The following is a 23,615-nucleotide window of genomic DNA, read 5'->3' as shown; positions in this document are numbered from 1 at the left end:
TAACGAACTGAACTACTCACGAATCTGCACCCAAACGGCGGTAATCCCATCGATCGAAGAATTCCCAAATTAGCAGGCAGATACCGATCACTACGCCTGAAATGGTGATAACTAAAGCTGAGTGCATGTTTTTATAGCCCATGTACATCATGACCAACACAACAATCAGCGCGATAACCCACAGCACCAGACCAACTGCGAAAACCTTATGAAGATCCACCTGAAATGGCTTAGGACCTGGCTTTCGAACGCTTGGATCATATAATGGTGCGAATTTCATGTCATTAACCATAGTCGATGGCCCTCCCGCACGTAAGCTAATTGCGTTATATGTGGGCATAGAAATGCTTCTTGCTTATGTGTGGCTTTAATGCGAATAAGACAACTGTGTTGTATGAGGAAGTAACGCAATATATTTTCACGCACGTAAGCGAAATACAGAATATCAGCAGAAAAGTCGGGTAGGCTGATGTAGATCGTGAGTCTTGAACTGCGCGAATTCATTCTGTAGCAGTGAATTGAGGACATCACTCTGTAGAGGATCAAGGAAGGAGATGACTCAGTATGTATACGATTCATCCCGTTCCTAAGCATTATGCATGGGGCTCACACGATCGTCTTCAGCATTTATTTGACCTTCCTCCGCAAGAAAGTGAAGGTCCTCTTGCTGAGATGTGGTTCAGTGGTCATACTGGATCGGCATCTATGCTCGAGATGCCGTCGCCAAAAGGAGAATCAACGCTGGTAAGCGTTCCTACGGCGATTGTGCACGATCCATTAGATATGGTCGGCCATAAATCTTCTGATGAATTCGGCCCAGTTTTACCATATTTATTCAAAATAATTTGTGCTCGTGAGCCGCTTTCTCTTCAGGTACATCCCATCGATTTTGAAGCTCGTGCTGGTTTTAATGAGGAAAATGCACGGGGAATTGCATTGGATGATCCGACTCGTTCTTTTAAAGATACGAATGCAAAAAATGAGATGGTTGTAGCGCTCGAACCATTCATGGCTTCTGTTGGATTTTCCACGCGAAACGTTGCTATGAAAAACCTGGCACTAGTAAACCATCCAGTGGCATTACGGATGTTAGCAGCACTACAGTCGACTAATGAAGGCGAGGTTTCTGCTGATTCTAAGCAGATAATGCAGACTGGCCTGGTAGATGGTGAATCGCACGATCTGGATCAATCAGAATCGACGAATTTTGGGGCGCAAGCTGCATTTGATAACTTCCAATCTGCTGATGTAATGATGCCAGTTGCTTCATCAGTGTGGCATCTTGGCATGAAACGAATCTTCCGTGCTTTCCATGCGGCAATTACTGCTGGTCCAGTTGATGCACAATTACTTCTTGATGCGCTTCAAGCTGGTCTCGGCAAAGCGACGGCAACGAAACAGATTCTGGCATTTGAATATGCAATACGTGCTGCAACCGCATTCCCCGGGGATGCTAGCGCACTAGCACTACTCATGATGAATCCTGTGCTGCTTGACGAGGGTGACAGTGTGTTCATCCCAACTGGAACTCCTCATGCTTATATTCATGGCATGGGTGCGGAGATTATGACGAACTCCGATAATGTGCTACGTGCGGGATTAACAGTAAAGCATAAAGATATTGAGCATTTACTGAAGTGCTTGAACTGCAAACCGTCAATGCCCATTGATCCTTCGGATACTCGCGTAGGACGTTTTTTGACTCGTGACATGGTGGTGTACCGACCGCACGTAAATGAGTTCATGCTTGTTTATGGTCGAGTAGATGCGCAGCATACGCCATGGCCAGTTTTGGATGCAATGGCTAAGCGTTATGACGCAATTGTTCGGCAGGTTAGCGGACATCCAACGCTACCGCACTTAGGACCTCGCATTGTTATGTGCACTCAGGGAGCTGTTAAGTGTGTGACTGAGCGAGATACTCGTGTTTTGCATCAGGGAGAAGCTGTTTTCGTTCCTGCTAGTGACGGTTGGCTTTCAGTAGATCCAGTAACTGACAGCAGTGCTGACTCTACTGGCTCATTTGTTGCAGCCTCTACGCCGTTCTGAGCGAAAAATAGCTGGTATGAGCTAGGCGGACTGTACTTAGATTGGCCTGCACATAAGATAAATGTTTTATGTGTGGGATGAGAATTGGCTAACAACGCCTTGGTAGCTAGTGAATTAGTACCTGCTTTATGTGCGGGAATGAGAAATAAGAGGGTTAAAGAAGAGAACTATTTTGCGGTAGTGAAATACGGATCGAATAGGTAAACATAGAAGAATAGAGCAATAAAAAAGGCTATGAATTCATTGGAATCCATAGCCTATATGTGTTCGTTCTAGAGCTAGAGTCGCTCGACTACGTAATCAATGCACTTGGTAAGGGCTCGTACGTCGTCAGGTTCTACTGATGGGAAGACGCCGATGCGCAGCTGATTGCGTCCAAGCTTGCGATAGCTATTGACGTCAACAATGCCGTTATCGCGGAGTGCAGCCAAAACGGCTTGATCAGAAACTGATGCATCAAGATCTACTGTCACAACAGCCTGCGAACGAGCCTTTGGATCCGTTACAAACGGTGAAGCATAATCACTCTGCTCAGCCCAGTCATAAATAATTGAGGCACTTCGTTGGCAGCGTGCAGTTGCCCATTGCAGACCACCTTGTTCGTTAAGGTAACGGACTTGATTCTCCATTAAGACAAGAGTTGCTAGAGCAGGTGTATTCAGCGTCTGATTCTTGCGAGAGTTTTCTATCGCAGAAGTTAGCGATAAGAACGGTGGGATCCATCGCGTGGATCCAGCCAATCCGACTCCCTGCTGAATGTGCTCTGCACGATCAATAGCTGCAGGGGAAAGAATGGCAACCCAAAGGCCGCCCTCTGCGCCAAAGGCCTTCTGTGGAGAGAAGTAATAGGCATCAGTTTGTGCAATATCAACGGGTAATGCGCCTGCGCCGCTTGTTGCATCGATAAGCGTTAATGCATTTTGTTCGGTACTGCCAGGAACTCGCTCGACTGGTGCAGCAACGCCGGTGGACGTTTCGTTATGTGCCCAGCAGTAGCAGTCAACATGTTCCGTATATTCAGGGAGCTTGTAATTACCTGGGTCGCAAGCATATATAACCGGATCCTCAAGGAATGGAGCAGTCTGAATAGATTGCGCAAGCTTTTTCGTGAATGAACCATATACGCCACATGCTGCTTTGCGTGTGACGAGATTGGCACAAATAATCTCCCAGAACGCAGAAGCACCACCGTTGCCGAGCACTACTTCATAGCCGTCTGGTAATGAAAAGAACTCAGATAAACCAGAGCGCAGTGATGCAACGAGTTGTTTCACAGGTGTTTGACGGTGCGAAGTTCCCAGTAGATGTGGGAATGCGTCGTTAAGAGCCTGCATCTGCGCGGGGCGTATTTTGGTTGGACCTGATCCGAATCGACCATCTTCAGGGAGCATAGATTGCGGAATCTGAATGTTAGACATGATCTCACCATAATCAATTCCTTATGTGCATGCCTAGAGTTGATCAGAAATGAGCATATTTTTCAAAAGGAGTGCGGTAAGCGTCGAAAGAAATGCGGCACTGATGATGTGAAGAGTTGATTGTGAGCTACATGATCGCTGTATATATAAGGTGCAGTTGTCTATATAACTCTGTCGTGTAGCGCTATTCCCTTGAGAACGGCTCCAATAGCTCCAATGTGTTTGAGTTTTCCATTTCGTTGTAACTGTCAATGTTTCAATAAAACAGACAATATGTTTGTTTGGAGTTGTCTTGTCGCCGATGGTGCTCTGCCTATAAACACTTGTTTCGCGTGATTGTTGCGGAGTAACTGATGTTGTGTCTCCAGAGTGGAACTGGGGGCTGATTGGGATATAGGTTTCTAGTTTATGTGTGTGAGCGTTGTAACTGGCTTAGGTGCGTGAGATGCAGCAACTGACTTATGTGTGGGTAGCTGTAACTGGCTTATGTGTGTGAGGGGAGAAGCGGCGAACTTAGGGGTGGTTGAAGGGGTGATTAACGGGGGTGTTTAGGCTATTTCGCTTATGTGCGGCGGGGATTAATGCAAATGAGAATTGACACGCCGTTGAAAATTGGTTTTGAGACAGATATATTCCTCTGTTAGCGAAGTGTGACTGGAATTACGCGAATCTCTGTAGTTTGAGTGCCTGAGCGCTTGTGAATATTTCATGTTCAATGTGTAATTCATCTGTGAAAACGTTTTATAAAAGTTGGGCTCTTCTATCCATCCGAGTATTGTGATCACTCGTGATCATCCGCATGTTGCTGATTTTCATAAGCAGAAAGAGTTTCTATGGAGCTCCAAACGGCTTTTTAACGAAACTTTTTCGTGGGTGCTCACCGTCCCTGTAGTCGTTTGAGGAGTAGTAGTTCTATATGAGGCATGCAGCCAGCAAAACCCATCGTGGTTCTGCCGCTATTAGCCGGTCTCGATCGCATGGAGCACACTCTGCTAAAGCCGTCCACAAGATGGCGAAGGTAGCTAAGTCCAATTCGCGCAATGCACAGTCCGCAGTGGCAGTGTTGCCAGAAGTGGAGCCTGCTCTTGCTGCAAAACTCAATGAAGTCGCGCCTATGACGCGTCGTACGCTGCGTATGCAGGCTAAGGCCGAGCAGCGTCGTAATACAATGCTTTCTTCTGCAGCACTTGCCGCACTGGTTGGTACTGCAGCCACTGCACTCGCACTGTCTCGAGCAAATAATGCAGATCATTTTGCTCTTGCAGACGGTGAAGCAACGACCACTACCATCACTCGCGTGAGCTCTGAAGCAGCATCTCGTTCTCAGACACGTGAGTCCCTCGAGAGCGGTATTGCTTCCGCAGATGAGGCAGATTCCAACCATTCTGATTGGAACTTAGGCTCCTCCAACGAAGTGACCGATCTGGATAATCTTTCTAAGTCGACAATCAATAACCCAGTTGTTGCTATGCGTATGGAGCATGGCGACAGCAAGGTTGCCCCGGCAGGATTCAATCCAAACCACGAGTCTGGTGACTACGCAAGCAGCTCGTATCCTTATGGCCAGTGCACTTGGTGGGCTTACACCCGCCGTGCTCAGCTTGGTTTGCCAACTGGTACTGCATTCGGTGATGCACGTAGCTGGTCGGCTTCTGCAGCAGGTCTGGGCTACTGGGTTGATCACGCTCCACGTGCTGTGGGCGATGTTGTGGTGTTCGGCCCAGGTCAGGCCGGTGCTTCAAGCGTTTACGGTCACGTCGCAGTTGTCGAGGAAGTCCATCCAGATGGCTCGATTAAGATTTCCGAATCCAATGTGAAGGGTCTTGGTGTTATTTCGGACCGTTCATTCTCAGCTGACGAAGCTAAACAATTCTCTTACATTCACTACTGATTTTTACCACCCCTTCCAGCAGAGCGGCATTGCTGGTGAGGGTGCGTAAAGCTATGTCGTATCCACAAAAATAAACAAAATTTAATGTGGAAAGCAGACCCCCACTTCACCTTGCAGAGGGTGAAGGCTGAACCACAGATAAAAATAGACACCTGAAAAAAGTGTGTCTGAAAGATGAGTGTTAACGGCTATTTCCCGCGGAATACTGCGGATTAGCCGTGATACGGTGGTGCACTGATGATTACCAAGAAACGCATTGCTTCTTTAATTGCAGTTTGTGTAGCTTCACTGACTCTGTCGTCAGTGGAGGCCCCTGCAACTTTTGCTGCTGATAATGCTTCGAACGCAAGTGACATGGTCACTTCCGCTCGTTCATTCCCTAAGGTCAACACGGTGAAGAAGAACCTCTATGTTGAGGCTTCGTCAACGAACGTTGATTCAAACTCTAACTGGGGTGGTCTTGAGCAGATGGACGTACCTCAGACTCAATCGACGAGCGAGAAGGAAGCTGAGGCTCAGGCTCAAGCACAGGCTGAAGAACAAGCTAAGGCTGAGGCGCAGCGTAGGGCTGATCAGGAAGCTGCAGCCGCATCGCGTTCGCAGTCTCGTGCTCCATTGGAGAACAATGCTGCCGCTTCGGTTCCTGCTGTTCCAGTGAGTGCAAATGCTTCGGCACTTTCCGCATTTGCAACGCAGTTCGTCGGAGCTCCATATGTCTTCGGTGGCAACCAGCCAAGCGGTTGGGACTGCTCCGGCTTTGTGCAGTACGTATTCTCGCAGTTCGGTATTAGCCTTCCACATAGTTCCGGTGCTCAGATGGGCGTTGGAACGCCAGTCAATAGCTTGGCAGAAGCTCGTCCTGGTGACATTTTGGCTAATGGTGCACACGCTGGTATCTACATTGGTAACGGCATGGTCATCAACGCACTGAACCCAGCTCAGGGCACTCAGATCACGAGTACGGCAGTGTTCTCAGGACCATTTGCAATTCGTCGTGTGCTGTAATTTCTAGGTAATCGTTAATCATCCTTCAACAGAAACCCGCCATTGAGGCGGGTTTTTGCGTATCTGGGGCATGCAAAACTGCTCGGCGCCGCAGATAAGTGAGAAAGCACAAACAAGCAGCAACTCCTACCACGGCAGTCTGGAAATAGTACAGATGTTGTATATATGCAGGGAATATTTGACCGGAGCATGTATTGTTATGCATAGTGAGCGCAAGGAAGAGCGTTACTGTCTAGGAGGTCTTCACGATGAACGACAAGGCTATTTTGGTTGGTGTTGATGGTTCCCACGCAAGTTATAAGGCCACTTGGTGGGCCGCAAACTATGCAAAGCATGCCGGCCTCTCACTCCAGATCGTGTGTGCATACTCACTGCCGAGCTATGCCGCTGTTTCTTTTGATTCTTCGTATACTGCCGTGAGCGATGATCAGACGGCTCATCAGGATGCTCAGGAGATTCTGTCGAAGGCAAAGGCCATTGCAAATGAGCAGGGTGTTGAAGCACAGACGCTGATCGTGACCGGTGACCCGTCGTCGGTTTTCGTGGAGCTTTCTCGCAACTATAACTTGATCGTGATTGGTAACCGCGGTAAGGGCGGTTTGGCTGAGCGTCTGCTTGGTACTACGAGCTCGAGTCTTCCTGCTTATGCATATTGCCCAATTGTTGTGGTTCCATATACCGATGATGACGGTAATCTGCTTCACTTGAACAACCACATCACGCGCGTTGCTGTGGGCTCTGACGATACGAAGTGGGGAATTAAGGCTCTTGATATTGCCGCTGCTTTCTCGGGCCAGTGGGATGCAGAGCTTGATGTTATTTGCGTGGTTCCAGCAAGTAAGAATGCTGCAGAAGATGCGTTGGCTAAGGCAGAAGCAGAATTGGATGAGCGCCTCGCACCAATCGAGGAGAAATATCCAAATCTGACTATTCGCCGTTCTATTGTTCAGGGCAACGCTATTGCAACGCTGTCTAAGGCAAGCTGCAATCACGACATTGTGGTTGTTGGATCGTGCGGTCGTGGCGGACTTTCAGGTCTGCTCATGAATTCAACGAGCCAGGGACTGCTGCAGCACTCGTCGTCGCCAGTGTACGTTGTACCGCGCAAGTATGTGGAAGCAGAAGCCGCTCGTACATCTGACCAGACTTCTACGGAGACTCAGTCTGCTGAGACTCCTGTTGCTATCGATCAGCTCGTCAAGGAAGTTCCAGTGCAACCTGCAACTGAGCAGGAGGCTCACGAGATTGAACAGGCTATTGACCCGGAGCACGAGCAGTACGATAATAAATAAGCTTGGCTAGGTTAATTCGTCTAGCCGAAAGTAAAAAACAGCAAGAAATAGCCCCGCAGTGAAGTTCTGCGGGGCCATTTTTATTTCGTCAGTTTTTTCGACGCATGTTTCGATGTGCGTTTTGGCGTACGTTTTGATGCACGTTTTGACGCACGTAAGGGAGTTCGATTCTTGCTTATGTGCGGTGCTGAAGATTTTTATTTCTGCTTCCGTACACAAGCCAATTCATATCTCCCTTAGTTGTGGTAAGGAAGCGTGATTAATCCTCACTGACGCACGTAAGCGAGAAATCAACGCTTAACATTCACATCCATACGCACTGGCGTTACTTGCTCATACGTGTGCATAATCGTGCAGCTCTTATCGATGTAGGCCTTAACGCGCTTCTTCAGCGTCTCAGCATCCTCATCGGAAAGGTTTGCATCAGAAGCATCGATTTCAACGTGTTCTGTGAAGTCAAGGAAGGAATCGGTGTCAGCGTCGTAGCGGCTATCCACGACGATCTTTGCACCCTTGCCTTCGCCAACGGCTGCTTCAACAGCCCTCTGGCTCGACAGTGCTGCGCAAGCTGCAAGTGCGATGCGGGCGAGATCGCCTGGATCAAACTGGCCACGGCCCTTACCGAACTTAATGTGTGCGCCTTCGTCGCTGAATGCATCCCAAGAACCATCCTTGTTGCGCTCTACCCATACGCGATCAGTCATGTTGCCTTCTTTCTTAACGAGTTTGAATGCCATTAACGGCATTGGAGCTCATCGTAAAGGGCAAAGCTGGTAACTGCCTGCTATGTTCATCCTGCGGCCAAAGTTTGTGAAGACAGGGTAGTTTTGTGAGGCTTATCTCATTTTGAGTGAGGAATTTACTGGACTTCCCATATGGCTAACTTTTTCCCGCGCGTAACGCAATTGCTGCTTCATGGTCTGACAGCAGCTACGAAAGCAACTATCTTCCCGCACGTAACGTAATTGCCTTACGTGCGGGACTAACATGCGCAGCATTTTATGAATACTAAGCGGAGTAATACCAGCTCAGAGCAACGGTTTAATCCAGCGGAATATACGCAGTCTTCTGATCTTAAATACGCAAATAAGGGATGTAGTGTCGCAAGAAAAGCTGCAAGAAATATTTCAGTGGCAAAGGGGTTACATGCGACCACCCATTATGCGAAACTAGTCGCATGTTGACACAGCAAGAACTGGATGCCATCCGTGCACGCGTGCCTGAGCGCCCAGAAACAGATATTCCAATGCCTTACGAAGATTTGCTGCGCAAGATTCTGATGGAAGGCTCACTGAAGACCGACCGCACTGGAACCGGTACGATTTCACTATTTGGACAGCAGATGCGATTTGACCTCTCTAAGGATTTTCCACTGCTCACCACGAAGCGTGTATTTCTTAAAGGCATTACCTACGAATTGCTGTGGTTCTTGAAGGGCTCAAGCAATGTTCGATGGCTTCAGGAACATAACGTTCATATTTGGGATGAATGGGCTGATGAAAACGGTGATCTAGGCCCTGTATACGGTGTGCAATGGCGAAGCTGGCCTGCACCAACTCCAGACGATCCAAACCGCACGATTGATCAGATTAGTAATGTGCTAAATCTCATTCGTACGCATCCTGATTCTCGACGCATGGTTGTTTCTGCCTGGAACCCTGCTGAGGTCGAAGAAATGGCTCTGCCTCCATGTCATGCGCTGTTCCAGTTCTATGTTGCAGATGGCAAGCTGAGCTGCCAGCTGTACCAGCGCTCTTGTGACATGTTCTTAGGTGTGCCATTCAATATTGCCTCGTATTCGATGCTGACCATGATGATGGCACAGCAAACTGGTCTTGAACCTGGTGAGTTCGTCTGGACTGGCGGCGATTGCCATATTTATGACAACCATGTTGAGCAGGTTTTGGAACAGCTTTCTCGTAAGCCATATCCATACCCTCAATTGGAAATTCGCAAGGCCGATTCGTTGTTTGATTACACGTGGGATGACTTTACGATTCAGAATTATCAGTATCATCCAACGATTAAGGCACCAATCGCTGTATGAGTAGGTAGTTCTTCGTTCTGTTAATGTGGCGCCTCAGTTTCTTGAGTGCGCCAAAAGAACGTTGCATGAACTTTGTAAGGGCGTTGTACCAGCTATTGTTCACCGTCTTGAGTCATGAATAAACTGTGACGCGGTTAGTATACGCAAGGAGTCGAAATGGAGCATGACAGTAGCCGCACTGGCTATCACGAACCCGTGCCCGGTCTTGCCGGGCTTGAAGAGATGGAGGACGATTGGGGTGATGATTTCCCCAAGACGTTCTCGCTCAATATGATTTGGGCACAAGCCTTTGACCATGATGGTCGCGAAGGAGCGATTGGTTTTGAAGGCGGTATGCCTTGGCATCTGCCAGAAGATTTAAAACGCTTCAAGGAATTGACAGTTTCCCATCCAATTATTATGGGACGTCGAACTTGGGAATCATTGAATCCGAAGTATCGTCCGCTGCCAAATCGCGACAATATCGTGATTTCAAGCAACAGAGATTTCGTGGCCCCAGGTGCTGTCGTTGTAGACAATATTGAAGATGCCCTCGATCTCGCACGACAGGAAGCCATTCCTGATGATGGCCTCGATCGTAGCGAAATCTGGGTTATTGGCGGAGCTCGTTTGTTTGAAGAGCTTTTGCCGCGTGCTTCAAAGCTCTGCGTGACTCAGATTGACATGGCTGTGGACGCTGATACATATGCGCCATCAGTCTCGTCGCTCGTTGCAGATGGTTCGTGGGAAGTTACTGAAGAATCCGCATGGAAGACGCCTTCCAATCCTGATTCTCCAATTAAGCGCTTCCGTTTTGTCACCTACGAGCGCGTAAATCGAGAGAACGACGAGGAGAAGTAGGCTCTACCACGATTGTTAACTGTTACTGAGGCTTTTTCTATGGGTGGCAGCAAGATAGTTTGCAATCGTGCAGTAAAAGACGTTAAAGAGGCTGACACACGATGATGATGGGGTGCGGCTGCAGATAGTGCAGACCCACGCCATCCCGGAAAAGAATGTGAGATGACACGATGAGTGAGAATCGACCATACACGGTTATGACAGTGTGCACCGGTAATATCTGCCGTTCTCCAATGGGAGCTATTATCCTGCGTAACGAGTTTGATAGCCGCGGCCTTGGTAATAAGGTTCGCGTGCTTTCCAGCGGCGTCAGTGATGAAGAATACAGCCATCCAATTGATCGTCGTGCCGTTAAGGTTCTGCGTGAGCATGGCTATGAGATTCCAGAGCATCACTTTGCTCATCAAATCACTCCAGAGGAGATTGAGAGCACCGATCTTTTCCTGCCAATGACTGCTTCCCATGAAACTGCATTGTTGCGTCAGCTTCCTGCAGATAAGCGTGATGAAGTGTTCATGTATCGTAGCTTCGATCCTTCGCTGAAGAAGCCTGCTCCAGGTCATGAGAGTGATATCGATCTGATTGATCCTTGGTACGGCGGTATGAAGGACTTTGAGGTTGCTATCGATCAGCTCGAAGAGGTCGCACCGTACATCGCTGATTACGTAGAGAAGCAGCTCAACTAAGCCTGTATTCGTTCTAGAGTTTCGTCTGGAATCCTATAGTTTCGTAGTTGATTGATTTTTGATTTCTGCCTCCCGTACATAAGGGTTTTACCCAAAAGCGGGAGGCACATTCATATCTACTCTCATACGCACGTAAGGCGTTTATTGCGCAAGTATTACACTCCCGCACATAAGCGATTTACTTTACGTGCGTCCATGAGTACCTCACATAAGTTAATTGCCTTACATGCGTCAAATGCTGTGCATAGCCCACTTGTGGCGCATAGCCGATTACTGCACATAGCCCAAATGCTTTATGTGTGTCTTAAGGCCGCATCTAAGCTAACTAGCTTATGTGTGTAGTTTCCCGCACATAAAGCAGTTAGCTTGTTTGAGTGCACCGTTCCACAGTTAAAGCAATTAGCTTATGTGCGGTATAAGAACTGGGATACATCTCTTATCAAGTACTGATGCGTATAAAAAGGGCTCTGTTCATAGATCAATAAGTCTATGAACAGAGCCCTACTGTTAAGGCAGATTAAGTTAAAACCTCAGTATTTGCGGTTTTAATTAGTCCTGCTGCTTCCAAGTATCAACGTCGATGTGGTGATCTGGGTTTGCCTGCCATGCATCCCATGCAGACTGCACGATCTGCTCGACGTCATACTGTGCGTGCCAGCCCATAGCGGTGTTGATGCGCGTTGCGTCGCCGATGAGCTGAGGAGGATCACCTGCGCGGCGGTCCATAACGGTTTCCGTAAATGGCAGACCGGTGACCTTCTTGACTTCGTCAACGATCTCGCGCACAGAAGTGCCCTTACCGGTACCCACGTTGAACACGTCGTACTTGCGCTCATCACGATCCAGGTAATCAAGAGCAGCGACGTGAGCGTCAGCCAAGTCGGACACGTGGATGTAATCACGAATGCAGGTGCCGTCTGGCGTTGGGTAGTCATCGCCGAAGATTGCAGGAGCCTTGCCCTGCTTCAGGCGGTTGAACAGCATAGGAATCAGGTTGAGGATTGCTGGATCCTCGAGTTCCACTGGGCCGCAGCCAGCCACGTTGAAGTAACGAAGGCCGCAGAAGCGAATGCCGTATGGCTCCTCGCATGCGCGAGCCATCCACTCACCGAAGAGCTTGGTCTGGCCATATGGGTTGATTGGCAGCATTGGAACAACATCTTCTGGAACCACGTCAACTGGTGGCTCACCGTATGTTGCAGCGGAGGAGGAGAAGACAAGCTTCTTCACGCCTGCATCGCGCATTGCGGTCAGCACGTTGAGCATGCCGTTGATGTTCTGCTGGTAGTACCACAGTGGCTTCTCCATGGATTCGCCAACCTGCTTACGTGCGGCGAAGTGGATAACAGCATCAACGTGCTCATCCTTCATAATCTGGGTAAGACGTGCTGCAGCGCTTGGGTTGGAGACATCCATGCCGTAGAGACGAGCATTGCCAATACGCGATGGCTTGCCGTAGCTCAGATCGTCCACGACGACAACGTTGTCGCCCTTCTCGTGCAGTGCATGAACCACGTGCGCTCCGATGTAACCGCATCCGCCGGTAACAAGAACAGTCATGATAGACCTTTCGGTGTGTTCGATTTGTTTCGTTTTTGTTCAATTATGTTGATTTCAGTGTAACTGACAATGGGGACTCTCGAAGGTGGAGAAGCTCGTGTCGTATACATCAGAAATCAACTAAATGAAGACATAAAGCCAGACGGCTGGAACGTGTTTGGACGCTGCTCTATAAAAGAAGCTATGCAGGAACTTAAGAACATGCCAAAAGCGGGTGAGCCAGCTGGTGCTCAATCTAGTGTAGTCACCGATGCGCCAGAAGTAAGTGAGCGTGAACAAATGAACCGCGGCCGTAAGGTGCAGTCGTTCGTGAGGCGATCGGCAAGGCTAGACGTGCGTCTACAGCGAGCTTGGGATCGTTTTGCTGATCAGTATCTTCTTGATATTGCTGCAGGAGAGGGGTCTTTATCTCCAAAGCCTGATTTCAAATTCAATAAGGAATTTGTGCAGCAGGCGTTCGGAAATAGCGCTCCACTTACCATGGAAATTGGTTCGGGGCAGGGTGAAAATATCGTTGCCGCTGCAGCTGCTCATCCTGAACGCAACTTCCTTGCGGTTGAAGTGTATGACCCAGGCGTTGCTCATACGATGCTGCTCGCAGGTAAGCAGGGCCTTACTAATTTGCGTATTGCGCAGATTAATGCTCCTGAGTTACTGGAGACTGCAGAAGCAGGTGTACTTGACGAATTATGGACGTTCTTCCCAGATCCTTGGCCAAAGATGCGTCATCATAAGCGTCGTATTGTGCAACCTCAGTTAGCTGATTCAGTGCATCATGCGCTCCGAGATAACGGTGTGTGGCGTATTGCTACCGATATTGAGGACTATGCATTGCATGTGCATGAGGTCATGGATGATCGTCAGGACTTCAAGAATGTTGGTGAGGTTATGGTTTCTCTTCCAACCGAGCATGTTGGCAAAGGAAACGCCGAAGAAGCAGAAAATTTGCCTCATTCTGACTTTTTTGAGTCCGAACGTTTCGATGGACGTGTACTCACTAACTTTGAGCGTAAGGGTTTGAATGCAGGTCGTGTGATTCACGACTTTACATACCAGCGTGCCTGATATTGCAACGATTTGCGCACTCTTCGGGGTGCGCAAATTTGTATATTACGGGCACCTTTTCTGGGTCGCGACACGCCGAGAGTTGACTTCGTAAGAGAAGCGCGTAGTATTAGTCGAGTTGTCGATCGCCCCCTTCGTCTAACGGTTAGGACACCAGACTTTCAATCTGACAACGAGAGTTCGACTCTCTCAGGGGGTACCGGTTAAAACCCTTGGAATCAAGCGAAAACTTGAGACCAAGGGTTTTCTTTGTATTATGCTCAATCCAGTTTCTTGTGACTGTATAGGCGCCCTCATATGCAAATTCTCCCGCACATAAGGCAGTTAGCTTACGTGCGGGAGAGTTTTGTGAGAATACCCTGCCTGAGAAACTTGATTAAAGCTGATATGCGGGCATTAAAGCTGCCGTGTAGGGGAGAATTACTCTTCTGAGGGTTTCTCCTCATATAGCTCTATAGAAAACTGTTCTAGGGCATTTTGAGGATCAGTCTCTTTTTCGTCCTCATATGCGGCTGCATCTGAAGACTCGTTTGCAGATGTATCTGTGGATTCATCAACAGATTCATCATCAGATGCATTTTCAGAGTCGTTGACAGAAATTCCCGCATGAATTTCGGAGAGGATTGCAAATTCGTCGACGTCCTCTTCATCTTCGGTGAGTTCGGCCTTCTCGATATCCCTAATGTTGTCCTCAAACTCACTTAAGCGATGTCTGAGTGCGGCCTCGATATCAATATCAGCGTCGGCTGCATCTTTAACGACCTCAAGGATGCGGTCGGCATAGTAATCTTCGCCAGTTTCTACGCCAGCCGGTTGAGCTTCAAGCACTAATACATCTTTTGAAGCCTTACGCAGGCGAGACATAATCTGCGCAGCGCGAGGTAGCGCACCCTGAGAATGGGAAATTCCGTCAAGTATGGACTCATGCTTGTCATGTTGTTCCATTTGATCCCATAGAGTGCGAGAAATATCAACTTTCCAACCATCTTTGAACCACCACGCTGTTTCGTCATCATCGGATTGTTCAAAAACTTCAGGATGTCGTTTAATCATCCTGCGGACCAAACGATCGCAAACTTCATCGAATGAAAATGGAAGATCTGGATCGGCAGCACTGAGTTGTGCCTGGAACATGATCTGCAAGAGAATATCGCCGAGCTCTTCGCGCATACCGACACGATCGTTAATTTCTACTGCGTCAATATATTCGTAAACCTCATGTAGAAGCGATTTCAGCAGCGTTGTATTGGTCTGATTGGTGTTTTCTGGGTTTTCTTCAGAACTTTGAAGAATGCGAACGAGCTGTTTAACGCGTTCGATAGGTGTTGGTGCGCCAAGAACCTGTTCCAATTTCGTTTCAGGATCGGAATCATCAGGCAGCGGATAGAGCACAGGGGTAATGATTGCTGGGTGCGGCGTAGGGCCAGAAGGAACCGTCTTTGGTTCTGTATTCTTTGGAGCGCGTGGATGATAAGCAGGGTGTGAATTCGACCCAAGCAGAGATGCGTCACTCATGAGTCTTGATCATCTTCCTTTCTTGGTTCAAGGAAAACTCAAGAAGGAGCGATTCCTGCTTATATTTCGCGTTCTTTCTTTAGTTTGTCCTTTTTGTCATCTTCCCCGCACGTAGTGCAGTTGCTTTACGTGCGGGAGAAAAATGCTTTTTTATTTTTGATGATGCTTCATCGCTTTAATAGCGAAATAGGTAGGAACGAAGTCGATTGGGACTTACGTGCGAAGTGAAGTCCGCATGCAATACCAGCTGCAATAAGAGCGGCGCCTGCGGCAATTGCGATGCAGAGACGAGGGTTAATGTGGTGCTTCTTGGCATCGTTTGAGCCATGCTCATCTTGCTGAGATTCTTCGTGTGCGGATTGCGGCTCTTGATAATCAGCAACGTCGGATTGAGTCGTGTATACGAGCTGGTCACCCTGATCTGATGGAGTGGCTTCTGCCTGAGATGTATCGGATTGTGTATTAGCCATAGAGGCCTCTTTTCGTTAAGCGTCGTTCAAAACCACGCGGTAGTTGGTGTCTCTCACGATAACGAGCGAATCAGTGGATTCACTGAATATCACCCTAAGCGCTATCTCATTGAATATTCAGCAAAGTGTGAGTCAATCATTTGCTTACCCTTCACGCACCTCACATCGCGCATATAAGCCAATTGCTTTATGTGCGTCTCAATGTACGCACGTAAGCTAATTGCCCTATGTGCGCCTTGTTTTACGCATGTAAGCCAATTGCTTGATCTGTGTGCCGTTCGACGCACGTAAGCTAATTACCTTATGTGTGTCCCGTTTACGCATGTAGGTCAATTAGCTTATGTGCGGGAAGCTTATGCGCGGATAGGGAAGCGGATAAACCCTAAACTCGATGTATGAGTATTAATCAGATGCCAAAAGATCCTCAGACGGATCAACCAACAACACCTATGGCCGCAGCTAACCCAGTTATGCACGAAACTTCTACATCGGCACAGTCTGAGAAGCTATCTCAGGAAAAAATCGAGTCTGGAACTCCGCTGCAAGAAGTTCCTCAACAAAATACTGCGATGCAGCAGACTCCGGTTCAGCCCCAACATCCTTATGGTCAATCTGGCCAGATGCAACAGCAGTTCAGTCAGCCAACGCAGCGTAATCCATATGTGCAAAATATGCAGCCCTCGGCAGTAGCATATGCTCAAATGCATTCTGTGCCGGCAATGATGCCGACCATGGCGCCTCATGTCTCGGAGAAGCCTAAGAAGCCATGGAATACGTTGTGCATTGTGGGCTTCGTACTTGCCTTCTTTATTCCAGAGGCTGGTTTAGTGCTGTCGATTGTGGCTCTGAATCAGATCAATAAGTCTGGAGAGCGGAGCCGCGCGCTCGCAATTGCTGGCATCGTTATTGGTGCTGTTGTTACAGCATTGCAGTTCATCTTTGCATTGATCGTACTTGCAGCAATTGGTAGCTTAGGTGCATTGCTTCCAGCTTCGCTTGATCCTTCTACCTCGCAGTTCGATATGACTACCTCGCAATTAGCGATGATGATGTAATCGGTTTATCTATGCTCGCAGCATAATTGAGCGGCTGTGTTGTGCGATCACTTTTCTGGACGTGTGAGGAGATAATTTCTGTTTTATGAGGCTAAATTGATCGAAAAGTCAATAATTTCAATGGTTTTGCGCCAATTTGCTCATAATGCGACACGCCGAGATTTGCTATTAGAACATGTGTGTGTAAGATAAACAGCTGTTGTCTCCAAGTGTTGAACAGACACCACGAGAAAACACGGCTCCGTAGCTCAGTTGGTTAGAGCGCCGCCCTGTCACGGCGGAGGTCACCGGTTCAAGTCCGGCCGGAGTCGCGAGTCTGCGCGATTCTGTAAAGATTCATGTAGATTTGGCTCCGTAGCTCAGTTGGTTAGAGCGCCGCCCTGTCACGGCGGAGGTCACCGGTTCAAGTCCGGCCGGAGTCGCGGCTCTGTAGCTCAGTTGGTAGAGCGAACGACTGAAAATCGTTAGGTCAGCGGATCGATGCCGCTCGGAGCCACCACTTACCCCGCCTTGTGCGGGGTTTTCTTTTTCTATCTTTGTTTTTTTATTCCTGTATTTCGTTAGCTTGCGATCAGATCGGCGACTCTGGTACGTAGCTCTAGGCTCTAGCGCGTAATTGTAGGGGTTTAACGCGTAACTTGAGACTCTCGAGTGTAACCCTAAGATCTCGCACATAGTGAGTCTGAGTCGCAATCGTAAAAGCAAGTAATGCGTTGATATAAGGCCGAATTGACATGACTGAGTGGCTATTGCGATCCGCTTAAGTGCGTCAAAAATAGGTTCGGTGCAACTGGCTTACGTGCGTAGAGACCCCCGTGAAGTGCCAATCGATCCAGAAATCTCATTAAGTTAACGTGGATTTAACGTAGGGAGCAACCCCGCAAACCCAATGAATACCAATGATTAGAACGGTATTCGGATATGCCCCCATGGAGTTATTTAGTGTTCATATCACATACTGAAACACTAAAACCGATCTCTTTTATTTGGGGCGACCATAGGTAACTGAGAGTGGTCCGGTAAACAAATTGATCCACAATCTGAATACTGGCTACAGCTCCCCGGAATATACGAAGGTCAACTTCACTGGTGGAGGCCCCAACCTGGACGGGTAACGAAAGTTCGAAGGATTGCGCAACCTTTAGAACCTAGATGCCACATCCGCGCTAGGAACCTAGATGCCGCCGCAGCTGCCTAGCAGATCCTAGATTGCCAAGCAGTCGGTAGTTACACGACAGCGTCGCCGATGACGTCAACCTCCGAATCCCGAACCATATTGGACGGCGTCACGAGTCATGCCCTTGCTCGCGGTATGGCGACGTGTGAACCCCTTGATCACACGTCGTACAAGGCTTAGAGCCTGGTACCTGACTTATGATGCACAACCTTGAAGGAATACTATGATCGACAGAATTTTCACGACACTGAGTGTGTTGCCTTGGACGGTGCAAAATTCGATCGCGGCTAAGAAGCAAGAGCTTTCTGCAAAGTATGGAGCATGGTTCGTCGTGTTCCTTGCTGTGCTTATTGCTCTGTGTACAGCTTTCTTCCTTGCCATGTCGGCCTACTGCATGATCGCGCAGCATGGTTACTTCACGGGTAATTGGAACTTCAAGAAATGGTTCACCTCGGTCGAACTGGAATGCAAGCCTTTCTAGGCTAAGTTCTCGTAGTTAGTTATCTAACTAGGACCTCTATCACAAATCTATTGCCACGCGATGGCCAGCCCAATTGAATTTTGGGTATGGTCTGCGCAGCTATACCCAAAATCAATAAGAAATTTCGGTATACCAACGTGGAGATTCGTAATTTCCTAGGGCTGGCCATCGTATGGTTTTGCACACGAAGCGCAAAACCGCATCAAAATTTTCTTGCGATTCTTATATAAGCCCCATCTGTTCGGGTTCATTGGTGCATCTGTGCATGGTTAAACTTTGAAGAGGAGTCGAATCTTATGGATATGACTGCCATGTCAGCAACCACAGAAATAAATTCAAATTCAGGGATGCAGAAAACTCAATGGGCGTCAGCAATAAGCGAGACCCAAATCAATCAATTGAACTTTGCACAGCAGAAGAACCAGGTATCTCCAGCAGAGCGTAATTCCTACTTTCGAGAGGAGATTTCTTCCACTCAGAATGAAGCATTCTCGAGCATTTTTGCTGGAACTCCAGTTCTGGAAGTAAGCGATGTTGATTTCGGCTATGTGCGGTCGCATCGTGTACTCAATGATGTTAATTTAACTGTTCCTGAAGCAACTATTACCGGTTTAATCGGTCCTAATGGTTCGGGTAAAACAACATTAATTAACCTCATTAGCGACGTCTACGATCTTCAGTCCGGCAAAATAACTGTGCTTGGTAAACCCTCAACTTCTTGCGCTGGAAAAATCGGAATTATGCATGTTGGCGGCAATAATGATGTCCCAACATTCCTCACCGGCATGGAATATATCATGACGATGGGCCGGTTATACGGCGTAAATATTAGGCGTTCTCGCGTGCGCAAATTGTTTGCACGATTTGGCATGGCAGGTGCTGAAAACCGTCTGATTGACTCGTATTCACATGGTATGAAGAAGAAGGCGCAGCTGTGTGCTGCATTCCTGATTCGTTGCCCACTAACGATAGTCGATGAAACGCTGAACGGCATTGATATTGACGCCTGGTACGTCTGCGTCGAGGAGTTTAAGTCGCTACGTGAGGATGGCCTGTCAGTGCTGCTGTGCACGCATGATTTCACGCTGCTTCAACAGGTAAGCGATGACATTGTGCTGCTGCATAACGGTCATATGGATAAGCCGCTCGTTACTACCGATGTTGAACGCCTCTTTGGCGGCATCGCTGAATGGTATCAAATGCAAACGCTTCAGGAGGCTTCATGATGAAGACTCTTGCTCAAGGAGTGACGCGGTTCAATACTGTGTTCGGTATGCTGCTGCGATTCTTTCGCCGCACGTTGCTGCAATACGGTGTGCTACGTACCAAGGCTGTTCGTTGGGCATTAGTTGGCTTAGCTGCGGTTTGGCTTTCATTCGCATGCGTTATCGTATTCGTTTTTACGAAGCCAATTGACGCACAAAAAGATATGTGGCCATTCATGGTAGACATGTCTTGGGTTTCATCAATTCCGTGGGTTATTGGAGCCTTCCTTGCCGTTAAACTGCTGTTCTCGAAGGCTGATGGCGCACTTAGGGTTGTTAGTCATCTTCCTGTCACGTCTATCATGCGTAAGCTCGCCATAAAAGCTTGTGAAGCTTGCGTTGTACTGTGCGTCATTCTGGTTTCTGCCTTAGCTGTGGTTACTTCTGTGATTGCACACGATGGCTTCCCAGCTGTCGGATTGGTTGCGACGCATATTGCGCTGCCGGTATTGGTACTATATGCGGCACTGTGCCTGGCATGGGATCTTGTTGCGCGGTTCATGCACATCATTGGACTCGGCAAATTCTCTGGACTTGTTGGTCTGTGTGCGACATCTGCGTTACTTGTGCAATATGCCGTATCGATGATGCAGCTGTCACTCGATGTACAAAAGCATTGGGTACAGAATGATGGCAATGTGTTGTGGATTACCGTGGTCGGTGATCTGACGCAAAAATACGGTGCATTACCTATCGCTGCAGCATCCATTGGTGTGATTATCGGTCTGGTGGCACTCGATATGGTGGTTGCTCCACCTCAGTATTGCGGCCAAGCTGATTATCTGCCACTGCGCCTCCCATCTGTAGGTCATTCAGACATTGCCATGTTCGCCTCTTATGTGGTGCGTTCAAAGGATACGTTCCTTGAAACACTGCTATCACTGGCATGCGCAATACTGCTGTGCCTACACAAAGACGCATCCTGGGCTTTGTATCCAGTGTGCATGGTGACGTTTACGGGTCTGTCGCAATTTGCTGAAGGTATACCACGAGTGTGGAGCGTTCATCGTCAATCCGCAGTGCATACCTACATTTGTCTGATTGTCTCGCAAATCATTGTGTACACCTTGATCTGGGCCGCTATTGCACTGATCATTCTTCCATGGGGCACCCTGGGCACTATGGATTACATCTACTCCTATTTAGGCGTTGCTGCAGGCACTGTACTCTGCACGACGCTGGGCATCCTATTCCCAATGACAAAGAACAATCCATTGGCCGCAATCATTGGCTTCGCCTCACTTGCACTCATTGGCATTCTGCTTGTCTGCGGAATTGGAATTCTCAATCTTAAAGGTACATGGCTGGTTGTTGCTGGCATAGCCATATTCATCGCCATGATTTTCTATTCAGTTTTTGGTATTCAAACACATCAAAGGAGCGTCCGTCATGGCAGCTGTTAGGAATATCTTCGTTACCGTTTGCGCTGCAATTGTCATTTGGATCGCCGTTCTACTCGGTGGAATGACATACGCAATGTTCTGCTCAACAGATCAGGTACGACGTACCGAGGCATTAGGCGGTGCAGTGTATTTCCAATCAGATGCCGCAGACGATGGTGGATTCAACATTTCGCTTGGCGTTGGTAACCAGCATGCAGCACTCGTTGTACTCGCAGTATGTGCAGTGGTATGTGCAGCAGTTGATCTGATCATTCTGCATGTACGTAAAACTCGTAAAGCAAATAACGAGGATACGCACAATACGCCTCGTGCAGCGTTCGTTCCACAGCGCGCTAATGGCATGCGCAATATCAATGGGATGCCTGGCACCAATGGCGTAAACACCATGAACACTGTGTCTTGCCAAGGAATGCCGGTTGCAGTGCCTGCTGTTGCACATGTAACTTCACCAAACCCAACTGGACCATCTCACAAGATGTACTAATGAACACAACAATGCAGGGGTGCGAACAATCGATGCAGGCACGTCATCCACGTCGATCGCATGGGAACAGGTCACAATGCGTCAGCAAAGTATCGAGTTCGTCTCAGTACTTGCGCTCGCCATTGTTACGTGTGATACCGAAAATCGTGGTGGCGTGCTTTGCACCGTTTATTCCTGTGTATGTGCTTGCTGCAATACAAGCAATATGGATAGGCGCTAATGGGATCGTCACTGGATTCGTGATATTCGCACTATGTGCGTCGCTCGCCATGTTCTTTCATGAGCTGATGCACGCTGTTGTGCTGTGCCACGATATCGGGTCAGCAGCAATACAAGTGAAAATGCATCTATTTTGCGTACAGATTCAGCGCGATAAACCTCAAACGTCAGGCGACGAACTGTTGTGCGCAGTTTTAGGGCCACTTGCAGGAGTACTGACTGCAGTAATTGGAATAGCCTGCACAGGAGCACCTTGGTTTTGGCTACTTATTATCCAACAAGCTCTCTGCCTGATGCCGTTTTGCGATGACGGCATGGTGGCACTGAGCAGCATCGCAACGATGTTGCTTGCTCGCAGGCAACAGTTGCATCAAGAGAAATAAAAACAACGAAATACAAACAGAAAGGAGGTTTCTACTCACATTTCCGTGGATTTACTACCTTTCACAACTCTCCTGTATCTCTCCCGCACGTAAGGCAATTGCACTACGTGCGGGAGAGTTTTTGTATAGCACTACCCAACTAAATCCGCACATAAGCCAACTGTTTTATGTGCGGGAGAGGTTCCGCACAAACAAAAATCCCGCACATAAAGCAGTTAGCTTATGTGCGGGAGTATTAGATGCTAATGATCAAGCTGCCTGAGAAGTAGTTGATTCGATATCTTTAGCGTCTTTGTTATCGCTATTTTCTTCTTGATCAAGATCTTCAATTTCCGAAAGATCTTCGCCATCATCAAGTGCAAGATCGAGCTGTTCCTTGAACCAAACGCGGACAGCAGGATTAATATCCTTTGCCTCAAGGTACTGCTGATAGAGCGGGTATAGCGCGTGCAGCCATGGGTACATCAAATAAAGTGTGTGCTCGGACTTGTGCTTGCGCCAGTGTTCTGGATGGGCTTCAAACGTATTCTTGAAGCGCTGCATGTAGTTATGGAACGACTTAAACGAGGTATCCATCCTACGTGCGGAAATACCGCACACCATACGGCGCGAGTACACCGTCTTCAAACCGCGACCAAGCAGATGCAGAGAAATATCGATATCTTCGTGCATCTTATCTTCTCGGTCCAAGCAAACTTCGTCAGCAATCATGTGCCAGGCAGAGGCGCGCAGTGCCATATTGGAACCGAACAGCAAGACCTGACCGCCATCAGCGCGGTAGGTGTGACGTCGCACATGGTCATCGCTACGAAGGCTAATCTTGCGAGCTGGCATATCGTAATAGGTCACAGGACCCGTAGCGCCCATAGCTTCAGGATCCTCGGTAAATACGCCGGCAACAATTTCAACCCAGTCAGGCTTCAACATGCAGTCCGCGTCGATACGACCGAGCACATCGCCAGTAGCGTGGTTCAAGCCATAATTTCGCGTAGGGATCAAACCCTGATCCTCATCCTGATGCAGCAACTTAACCGGAGCTTCAGGGTGGTCAGCAATAAATTGCTCAACAAGCTCGACTGTACGATCCGTAGAACGGTTGTCGACGACAATTACTTCGTGTGGCATAACAGTCTGGCGAGTAGCATTCGTCAGGCAATCGATAATTCGTTCTTCCTCGTTCCATGCGGGAATAACAATCGAGACATTCAACATACAGAACAGAATATGGTTACTTGCGTACACCGTTACGCTCTACTGACTCAGAATCTGCTAAATCGGTAGAATGAGAAGCCATGAATGAACGCATACAG

21 protein-coding genes and 4 tRNA genes are annotated in these 23,615 nt (G+C 48.2%); 18 read left to right on the top strand and 7 right to left on the bottom strand.

All coding sequences use genetic code 11. The features are described from left to right. Nucleotides 1–16: 16 nt before the first annotated feature. Nucleotides 17–280, bottom strand: a complete 264-nt coding sequence (locus tag D2E26_RS04975; RefSeq protein ID WP_164515879.1) for a DUF2530 domain-containing protein — start codon at nt 278–280, stop codon at nt 17–19. 284 nt (nt 281–564) lie between these two features. Between D2E26_RS04975 and D2E26_RS04970 the strand changes: the two genes are divergently transcribed. Beyond that, nucleotides 565–2,049, top strand: a complete 1,485-nt coding sequence (locus tag D2E26_RS04970) for a type I phosphomannose isomerase catalytic subunit (protein WP_125963596.1) — start codon at nt 565–567, stop codon at nt 2,047–2,049. 278 nt (nt 2,050–2,327) lie between these two features. On the opposite strand, the gene serC is transcribed toward D2E26_RS04970, so the two are convergent. Beyond that, nucleotides 2,328–3,467 (bottom strand): phosphoserine transaminase, encoded by a 1,140-nt coding sequence (gene serC, locus D2E26_RS04965; protein WP_206432072.1) that lies wholly within the window; start codon nt 3,465–3,467, stop codon nt 2,328–2,330. 916 nt (nt 3,468–4,383) lie between these two features. On the opposite strand from serC, the gene D2E26_RS04960 reads away from it, so the two are divergent. From D2E26_RS04960 to D2E26_RS04950, 3 genes are all read left to right on the top strand, one after another. Further along, on the top strand, nt 4,384–5,358 hold the full coding sequence (locus D2E26_RS04960) for a CHAP domain-containing protein (protein ID WP_125963594.1): 975 nt from the start codon (nt 4,384–4,386) through the stop codon (nt 5,356–5,358). A 237-nt stretch (nt 5,359–5,595) separates the two neighbouring features. Further along, entirely contained in the window at nt 5,596–6,363 is a 768-nt protein-coding gene (locus tag D2E26_RS04955) for a C40 family peptidase (protein WP_125963593.1), read from the top strand. 248 nt (nt 6,364–6,611) lie between these two features. Next, nucleotides 6,612–7,655 (top strand): universal stress protein, encoded by a 1,044-nt coding sequence (locus D2E26_RS04950; protein ID WP_125963592.1) that lies wholly within the window; start codon nt 6,612–6,614, stop codon nt 7,653–7,655. A gap of 290 nt (nt 7,656–7,945) precedes the next feature. Here D2E26_RS04950 and D2E26_RS04945 read toward each other — a convergent pair whose 3' ends face one another. Beyond that, complete coding sequence (locus D2E26_RS04945) at nt 7,946–8,359, bottom strand: OsmC family protein (protein ID WP_125963919.1); 414 nt, start codon at nt 8,357–8,359, stop codon at nt 7,946–7,948. Between the two features lie 473 nt (nt 8,360–8,832). Here D2E26_RS04945 and D2E26_RS04940 point away from each other — a divergent pair, with 473 nt between their 5' ends. From D2E26_RS04940 to D2E26_RS04930, 3 genes are all read left to right on the top strand, one after another. Continuing rightward, complete coding sequence (locus D2E26_RS04940; protein ID WP_125963591.1) at nt 8,833–9,702, top strand: thymidylate synthase; 870 nt, start codon at nt 8,833–8,835, stop codon at nt 9,700–9,702. Nucleotides 9,703–9,858: 156 nt separating this feature from the next. Continuing rightward, nucleotides 9,859–10,542, top strand: coding sequence for a dihydrofolate reductase (locus D2E26_RS04935; protein ID WP_125963590.1), 684 nt, complete (start codon nt 9,859–9,861; stop codon nt 10,540–10,542). Between the two features lie 170 nt (nt 10,543–10,712). After that, nucleotides 10,713–11,228: a low molecular weight protein-tyrosine-phosphatase gene (locus tag D2E26_RS04930; protein WP_125963589.1), complete on the top strand. Its 516-nt coding sequence runs from the start codon at nt 10,713–10,715 to the stop codon at nt 11,226–11,228. 549 nt (nt 11,229–11,777) lie between these two features. Here D2E26_RS04930 and galE read toward each other — a convergent pair. After that, entirely contained in the window at nt 11,778–12,788 is a 1,011-nt protein-coding gene (gene galE, locus D2E26_RS04925) for a UDP-glucose 4-epimerase GalE (protein WP_125963588.1), read from the bottom strand. A 279-nt stretch (nt 12,789–13,067) separates the two neighbouring features. Between galE and trmB the strand changes: the two genes are divergently transcribed. Then, the gene (gene trmB / locus D2E26_RS04920; protein WP_241218899.1) at nt 13,068–13,853 is read left to right on the top strand and encodes a tRNA (guanosine(46)-N7)-methyltransferase TrmB; all 786 of its coding nucleotides are present in this window, start codon (nt 13,068–13,070) and stop codon (nt 13,851–13,853) included. 127 nt (nt 13,854–13,980) lie between these two features. Continuing rightward, nucleotides 13,981–14,052 (top strand) — tRNA-Glu (locus tag D2E26_RS04915). A 221-nt stretch (nt 14,053–14,273) separates the two neighbouring features. Here D2E26_RS04915 and D2E26_RS04910 read toward each other — a convergent pair. After that, nucleotides 14,274–15,368 carry a MazG nucleotide pyrophosphohydrolase domain-containing protein gene (locus D2E26_RS04910; RefSeq protein ID WP_125963586.1) on the bottom strand — a complete coding sequence of 365 codons (1,095 nt, stop codon included), beginning with the start codon at nt 15,366–15,368 and terminating at the stop codon, nt 14,274–14,276. Nucleotides 15,369–15,535: 167 nt separating this feature from the next. Beyond that, nucleotides 15,536–15,838, bottom strand: a complete 303-nt coding sequence (locus tag D2E26_RS04905; RefSeq protein WP_125963585.1) for a hypothetical protein — start codon at nt 15,836–15,838, stop codon at nt 15,536–15,538. Between the two features lie 395 nt (nt 15,839–16,233). Between D2E26_RS04905 and D2E26_RS04900 the strand changes: the two genes are divergently transcribed. From D2E26_RS04900 to D2E26_RS04860, 9 genes are all read left to right on the top strand, one after another. Further along, complete coding sequence (locus D2E26_RS04900; RefSeq protein ID WP_241218881.1) at nt 16,234–16,893, top strand: DUF4190 domain-containing protein; 660 nt, start codon at nt 16,234–16,236, stop codon at nt 16,891–16,893. Nucleotides 16,894–17,130: 237 nt separating this feature from the next. Next, nucleotides 17,131–17,204 (top strand) — tRNA-Asp (locus D2E26_RS04895). A 37-nt stretch (nt 17,205–17,241) separates the two neighbouring features. Further along, nucleotides 17,242–17,315: transfer RNA gene (locus D2E26_RS04890), tRNA-Asp, on the top strand. Nucleotide 17,316: 1 nt separating this feature from the next. Continuing rightward, nucleotides 17,317–17,392: transfer RNA gene (locus tag D2E26_RS04885), tRNA-Phe, on the top strand. Between the two features lie 901 nt (nt 17,393–18,293). Further along, nucleotides 18,294–18,551 carry a hypothetical protein gene (locus tag D2E26_RS04880; protein ID WP_125963584.1) on the top strand — a complete coding sequence of 86 codons (258 nt, stop codon included), beginning with the start codon at nt 18,294–18,296 and terminating at the stop codon, nt 18,549–18,551. 347 nt (nt 18,552–18,898) lie between these two features. After that, entirely contained in the window at nt 18,899–19,777 is an 879-nt protein-coding gene (locus D2E26_RS04875; protein WP_125963583.1) for an ABC transporter ATP-binding protein, read from the top strand. Continuing rightward, nucleotides 19,774–21,219 carry a hypothetical protein gene (locus D2E26_RS04870; protein ID WP_125963582.1) on the top strand — a complete coding sequence of 482 codons (1,446 nt, stop codon included), beginning with the start codon at nt 19,774–19,776 and terminating at the stop codon, nt 21,217–21,219. The genes D2E26_RS04875 and D2E26_RS04870 overlap by 4 nt, the downstream gene beginning before the upstream one ends. Continuing rightward, nucleotides 21,206–21,703: a hypothetical protein gene (locus tag D2E26_RS04865; RefSeq protein ID WP_125963581.1), complete on the top strand. Its 498-nt coding sequence runs from the start codon at nt 21,206–21,208 to the stop codon at nt 21,701–21,703. The genes D2E26_RS04870 and D2E26_RS04865 overlap by 14 nt, the downstream gene beginning before the upstream one ends. Further along, nucleotides 21,703–22,305 carry a hypothetical protein gene (locus D2E26_RS04860; RefSeq protein WP_125963580.1) on the top strand — a complete coding sequence of 201 codons (603 nt, stop codon included), beginning with the start codon at nt 21,703–21,705 and terminating at the stop codon, nt 22,303–22,305. Before D2E26_RS04865 ends, D2E26_RS04860 begins: the two co-directional genes overlap by 1 nt. Nucleotides 22,306–22,554: 249 nt before the next feature. Here D2E26_RS04860 and D2E26_RS04855 read toward each other — a convergent pair whose 3' ends face one another. Continuing rightward, nucleotides 22,555–23,517, bottom strand: a complete 963-nt coding sequence (locus D2E26_RS04855) for a glycosyltransferase family 2 protein (protein ID WP_125963579.1) — start codon at nt 23,515–23,517, stop codon at nt 22,555–22,557. Nucleotides 23,518–23,615: the final 98 nt, after the last annotated feature.

Origin of the sequence: Bifidobacterium dolichotidis (assembly GCF_003951975.1) — a bacterium.
GTDB classification, from domain to species: domain Bacteria; phylum Actinomycetota; class Actinomycetes; order Actinomycetales; family Bifidobacteriaceae; genus Bifidobacterium; species Bifidobacterium dolichotidis.
Note: the sequence above shows the minus strand (reverse complement) of the source record. Positions and strands in the feature narration are given on the sequence as shown.

Coding starts and splice junctions, on each gene's coding strand:
- D2E26_RS04975 (WP_164515879.1), bottom strand. CDS start 280: ATGAAATTCGCACCATTATATGATCCAAGCGTTCGAAAGCCAGGTCCT.
- D2E26_RS04970 (WP_125963596.1), top strand. CDS start 565: ATGTATACGATTCATCCCGTTCCTAAGCATTATGCATGGGGCTCACAC.
- serC (WP_206432072.1), bottom strand. CDS start 3,467: ATGTCTAACATTCAGATTCCGCAATCTATGCTCCCTGAAGATGGTCGA.
- D2E26_RS04960 (WP_125963594.1), top strand. CDS start 4,384: ATGAGGCATGCAGCCAGCAAAACCCATCGTGGTTCTGCCGCTATTAGC.
- D2E26_RS04955 (WP_125963593.1), top strand. CDS start 5,596: ATGATTACCAAGAAACGCATTGCTTCTTTAATTGCAGTTTGTGTAGCT.
- D2E26_RS04950 (WP_125963592.1), top strand. CDS start 6,612: ATGAACGACAAGGCTATTTTGGTTGGTGTTGATGGTTCCCACGCAAGT.
- D2E26_RS04945 (WP_125963919.1), bottom strand. CDS start 8,359: ATGACTGATCGCGTATGGGTAGAGCGCAACAAGGATGGTTCTTGGGAT.
- D2E26_RS04940 (WP_125963591.1), top strand. CDS start 8,833: ATGTTGACACAGCAAGAACTGGATGCCATCCGTGCACGCGTGCCTGAG.
- D2E26_RS04935 (WP_125963590.1), top strand. CDS start 9,859: ATGGAGCATGACAGTAGCCGCACTGGCTATCACGAACCCGTGCCCGGT.
- D2E26_RS04930 (WP_125963589.1), top strand. CDS start 10,713: ATGAGTGAGAATCGACCATACACGGTTATGACAGTGTGCACCGGTAAT.
- galE (WP_125963588.1), bottom strand. CDS start 12,788: ATGACTGTTCTTGTTACCGGCGGATGCGGTTACATCGGAGCGCACGTG.
- trmB (WP_241218899.1), top strand. CDS start 13,068: ATGAACCGCGGCCGTAAGGTGCAGTCGTTCGTGAGGCGATCGGCAAGG.
- D2E26_RS04910 (WP_125963586.1), bottom strand. CDS start 15,368: ATGAGTGACGCATCTCTGCTTGGGTCGAATTCACACCCTGCTTATCAT.
- D2E26_RS04905 (WP_125963585.1), bottom strand. CDS start 15,838: ATGGCTAATACACAATCCGATACATCTCAGGCAGAAGCCACTCCATCA.
- D2E26_RS04900 (WP_241218881.1), top strand. CDS start 16,234: ATGAGTATTAATCAGATGCCAAAAGATCCTCAGACGGATCAACCAACA.
- D2E26_RS04880 (WP_125963584.1), top strand. CDS start 18,294: ATGATCGACAGAATTTTCACGACACTGAGTGTGTTGCCTTGGACGGTG.
- D2E26_RS04875 (WP_125963583.1), top strand. CDS start 18,899: ATGCAGAAAACTCAATGGGCGTCAGCAATAAGCGAGACCCAAATCAAT.
- D2E26_RS04870 (WP_125963582.1), top strand. CDS start 19,774: ATGATGAAGACTCTTGCTCAAGGAGTGACGCGGTTCAATACTGTGTTC.
- D2E26_RS04865 (WP_125963581.1), top strand. CDS start 21,206: ATGGCAGCTGTTAGGAATATCTTCGTTACCGTTTGCGCTGCAATTGTC.
- D2E26_RS04860 (WP_125963580.1), top strand. CDS start 21,703: ATGAACACAACAATGCAGGGGTGCGAACAATCGATGCAGGCACGTCAT.
- D2E26_RS04855 (WP_125963579.1), bottom strand. CDS start 23,517: ATGTTGAATGTCTCGATTGTTATTCCCGCATGGAACGAGGAAGAACGA.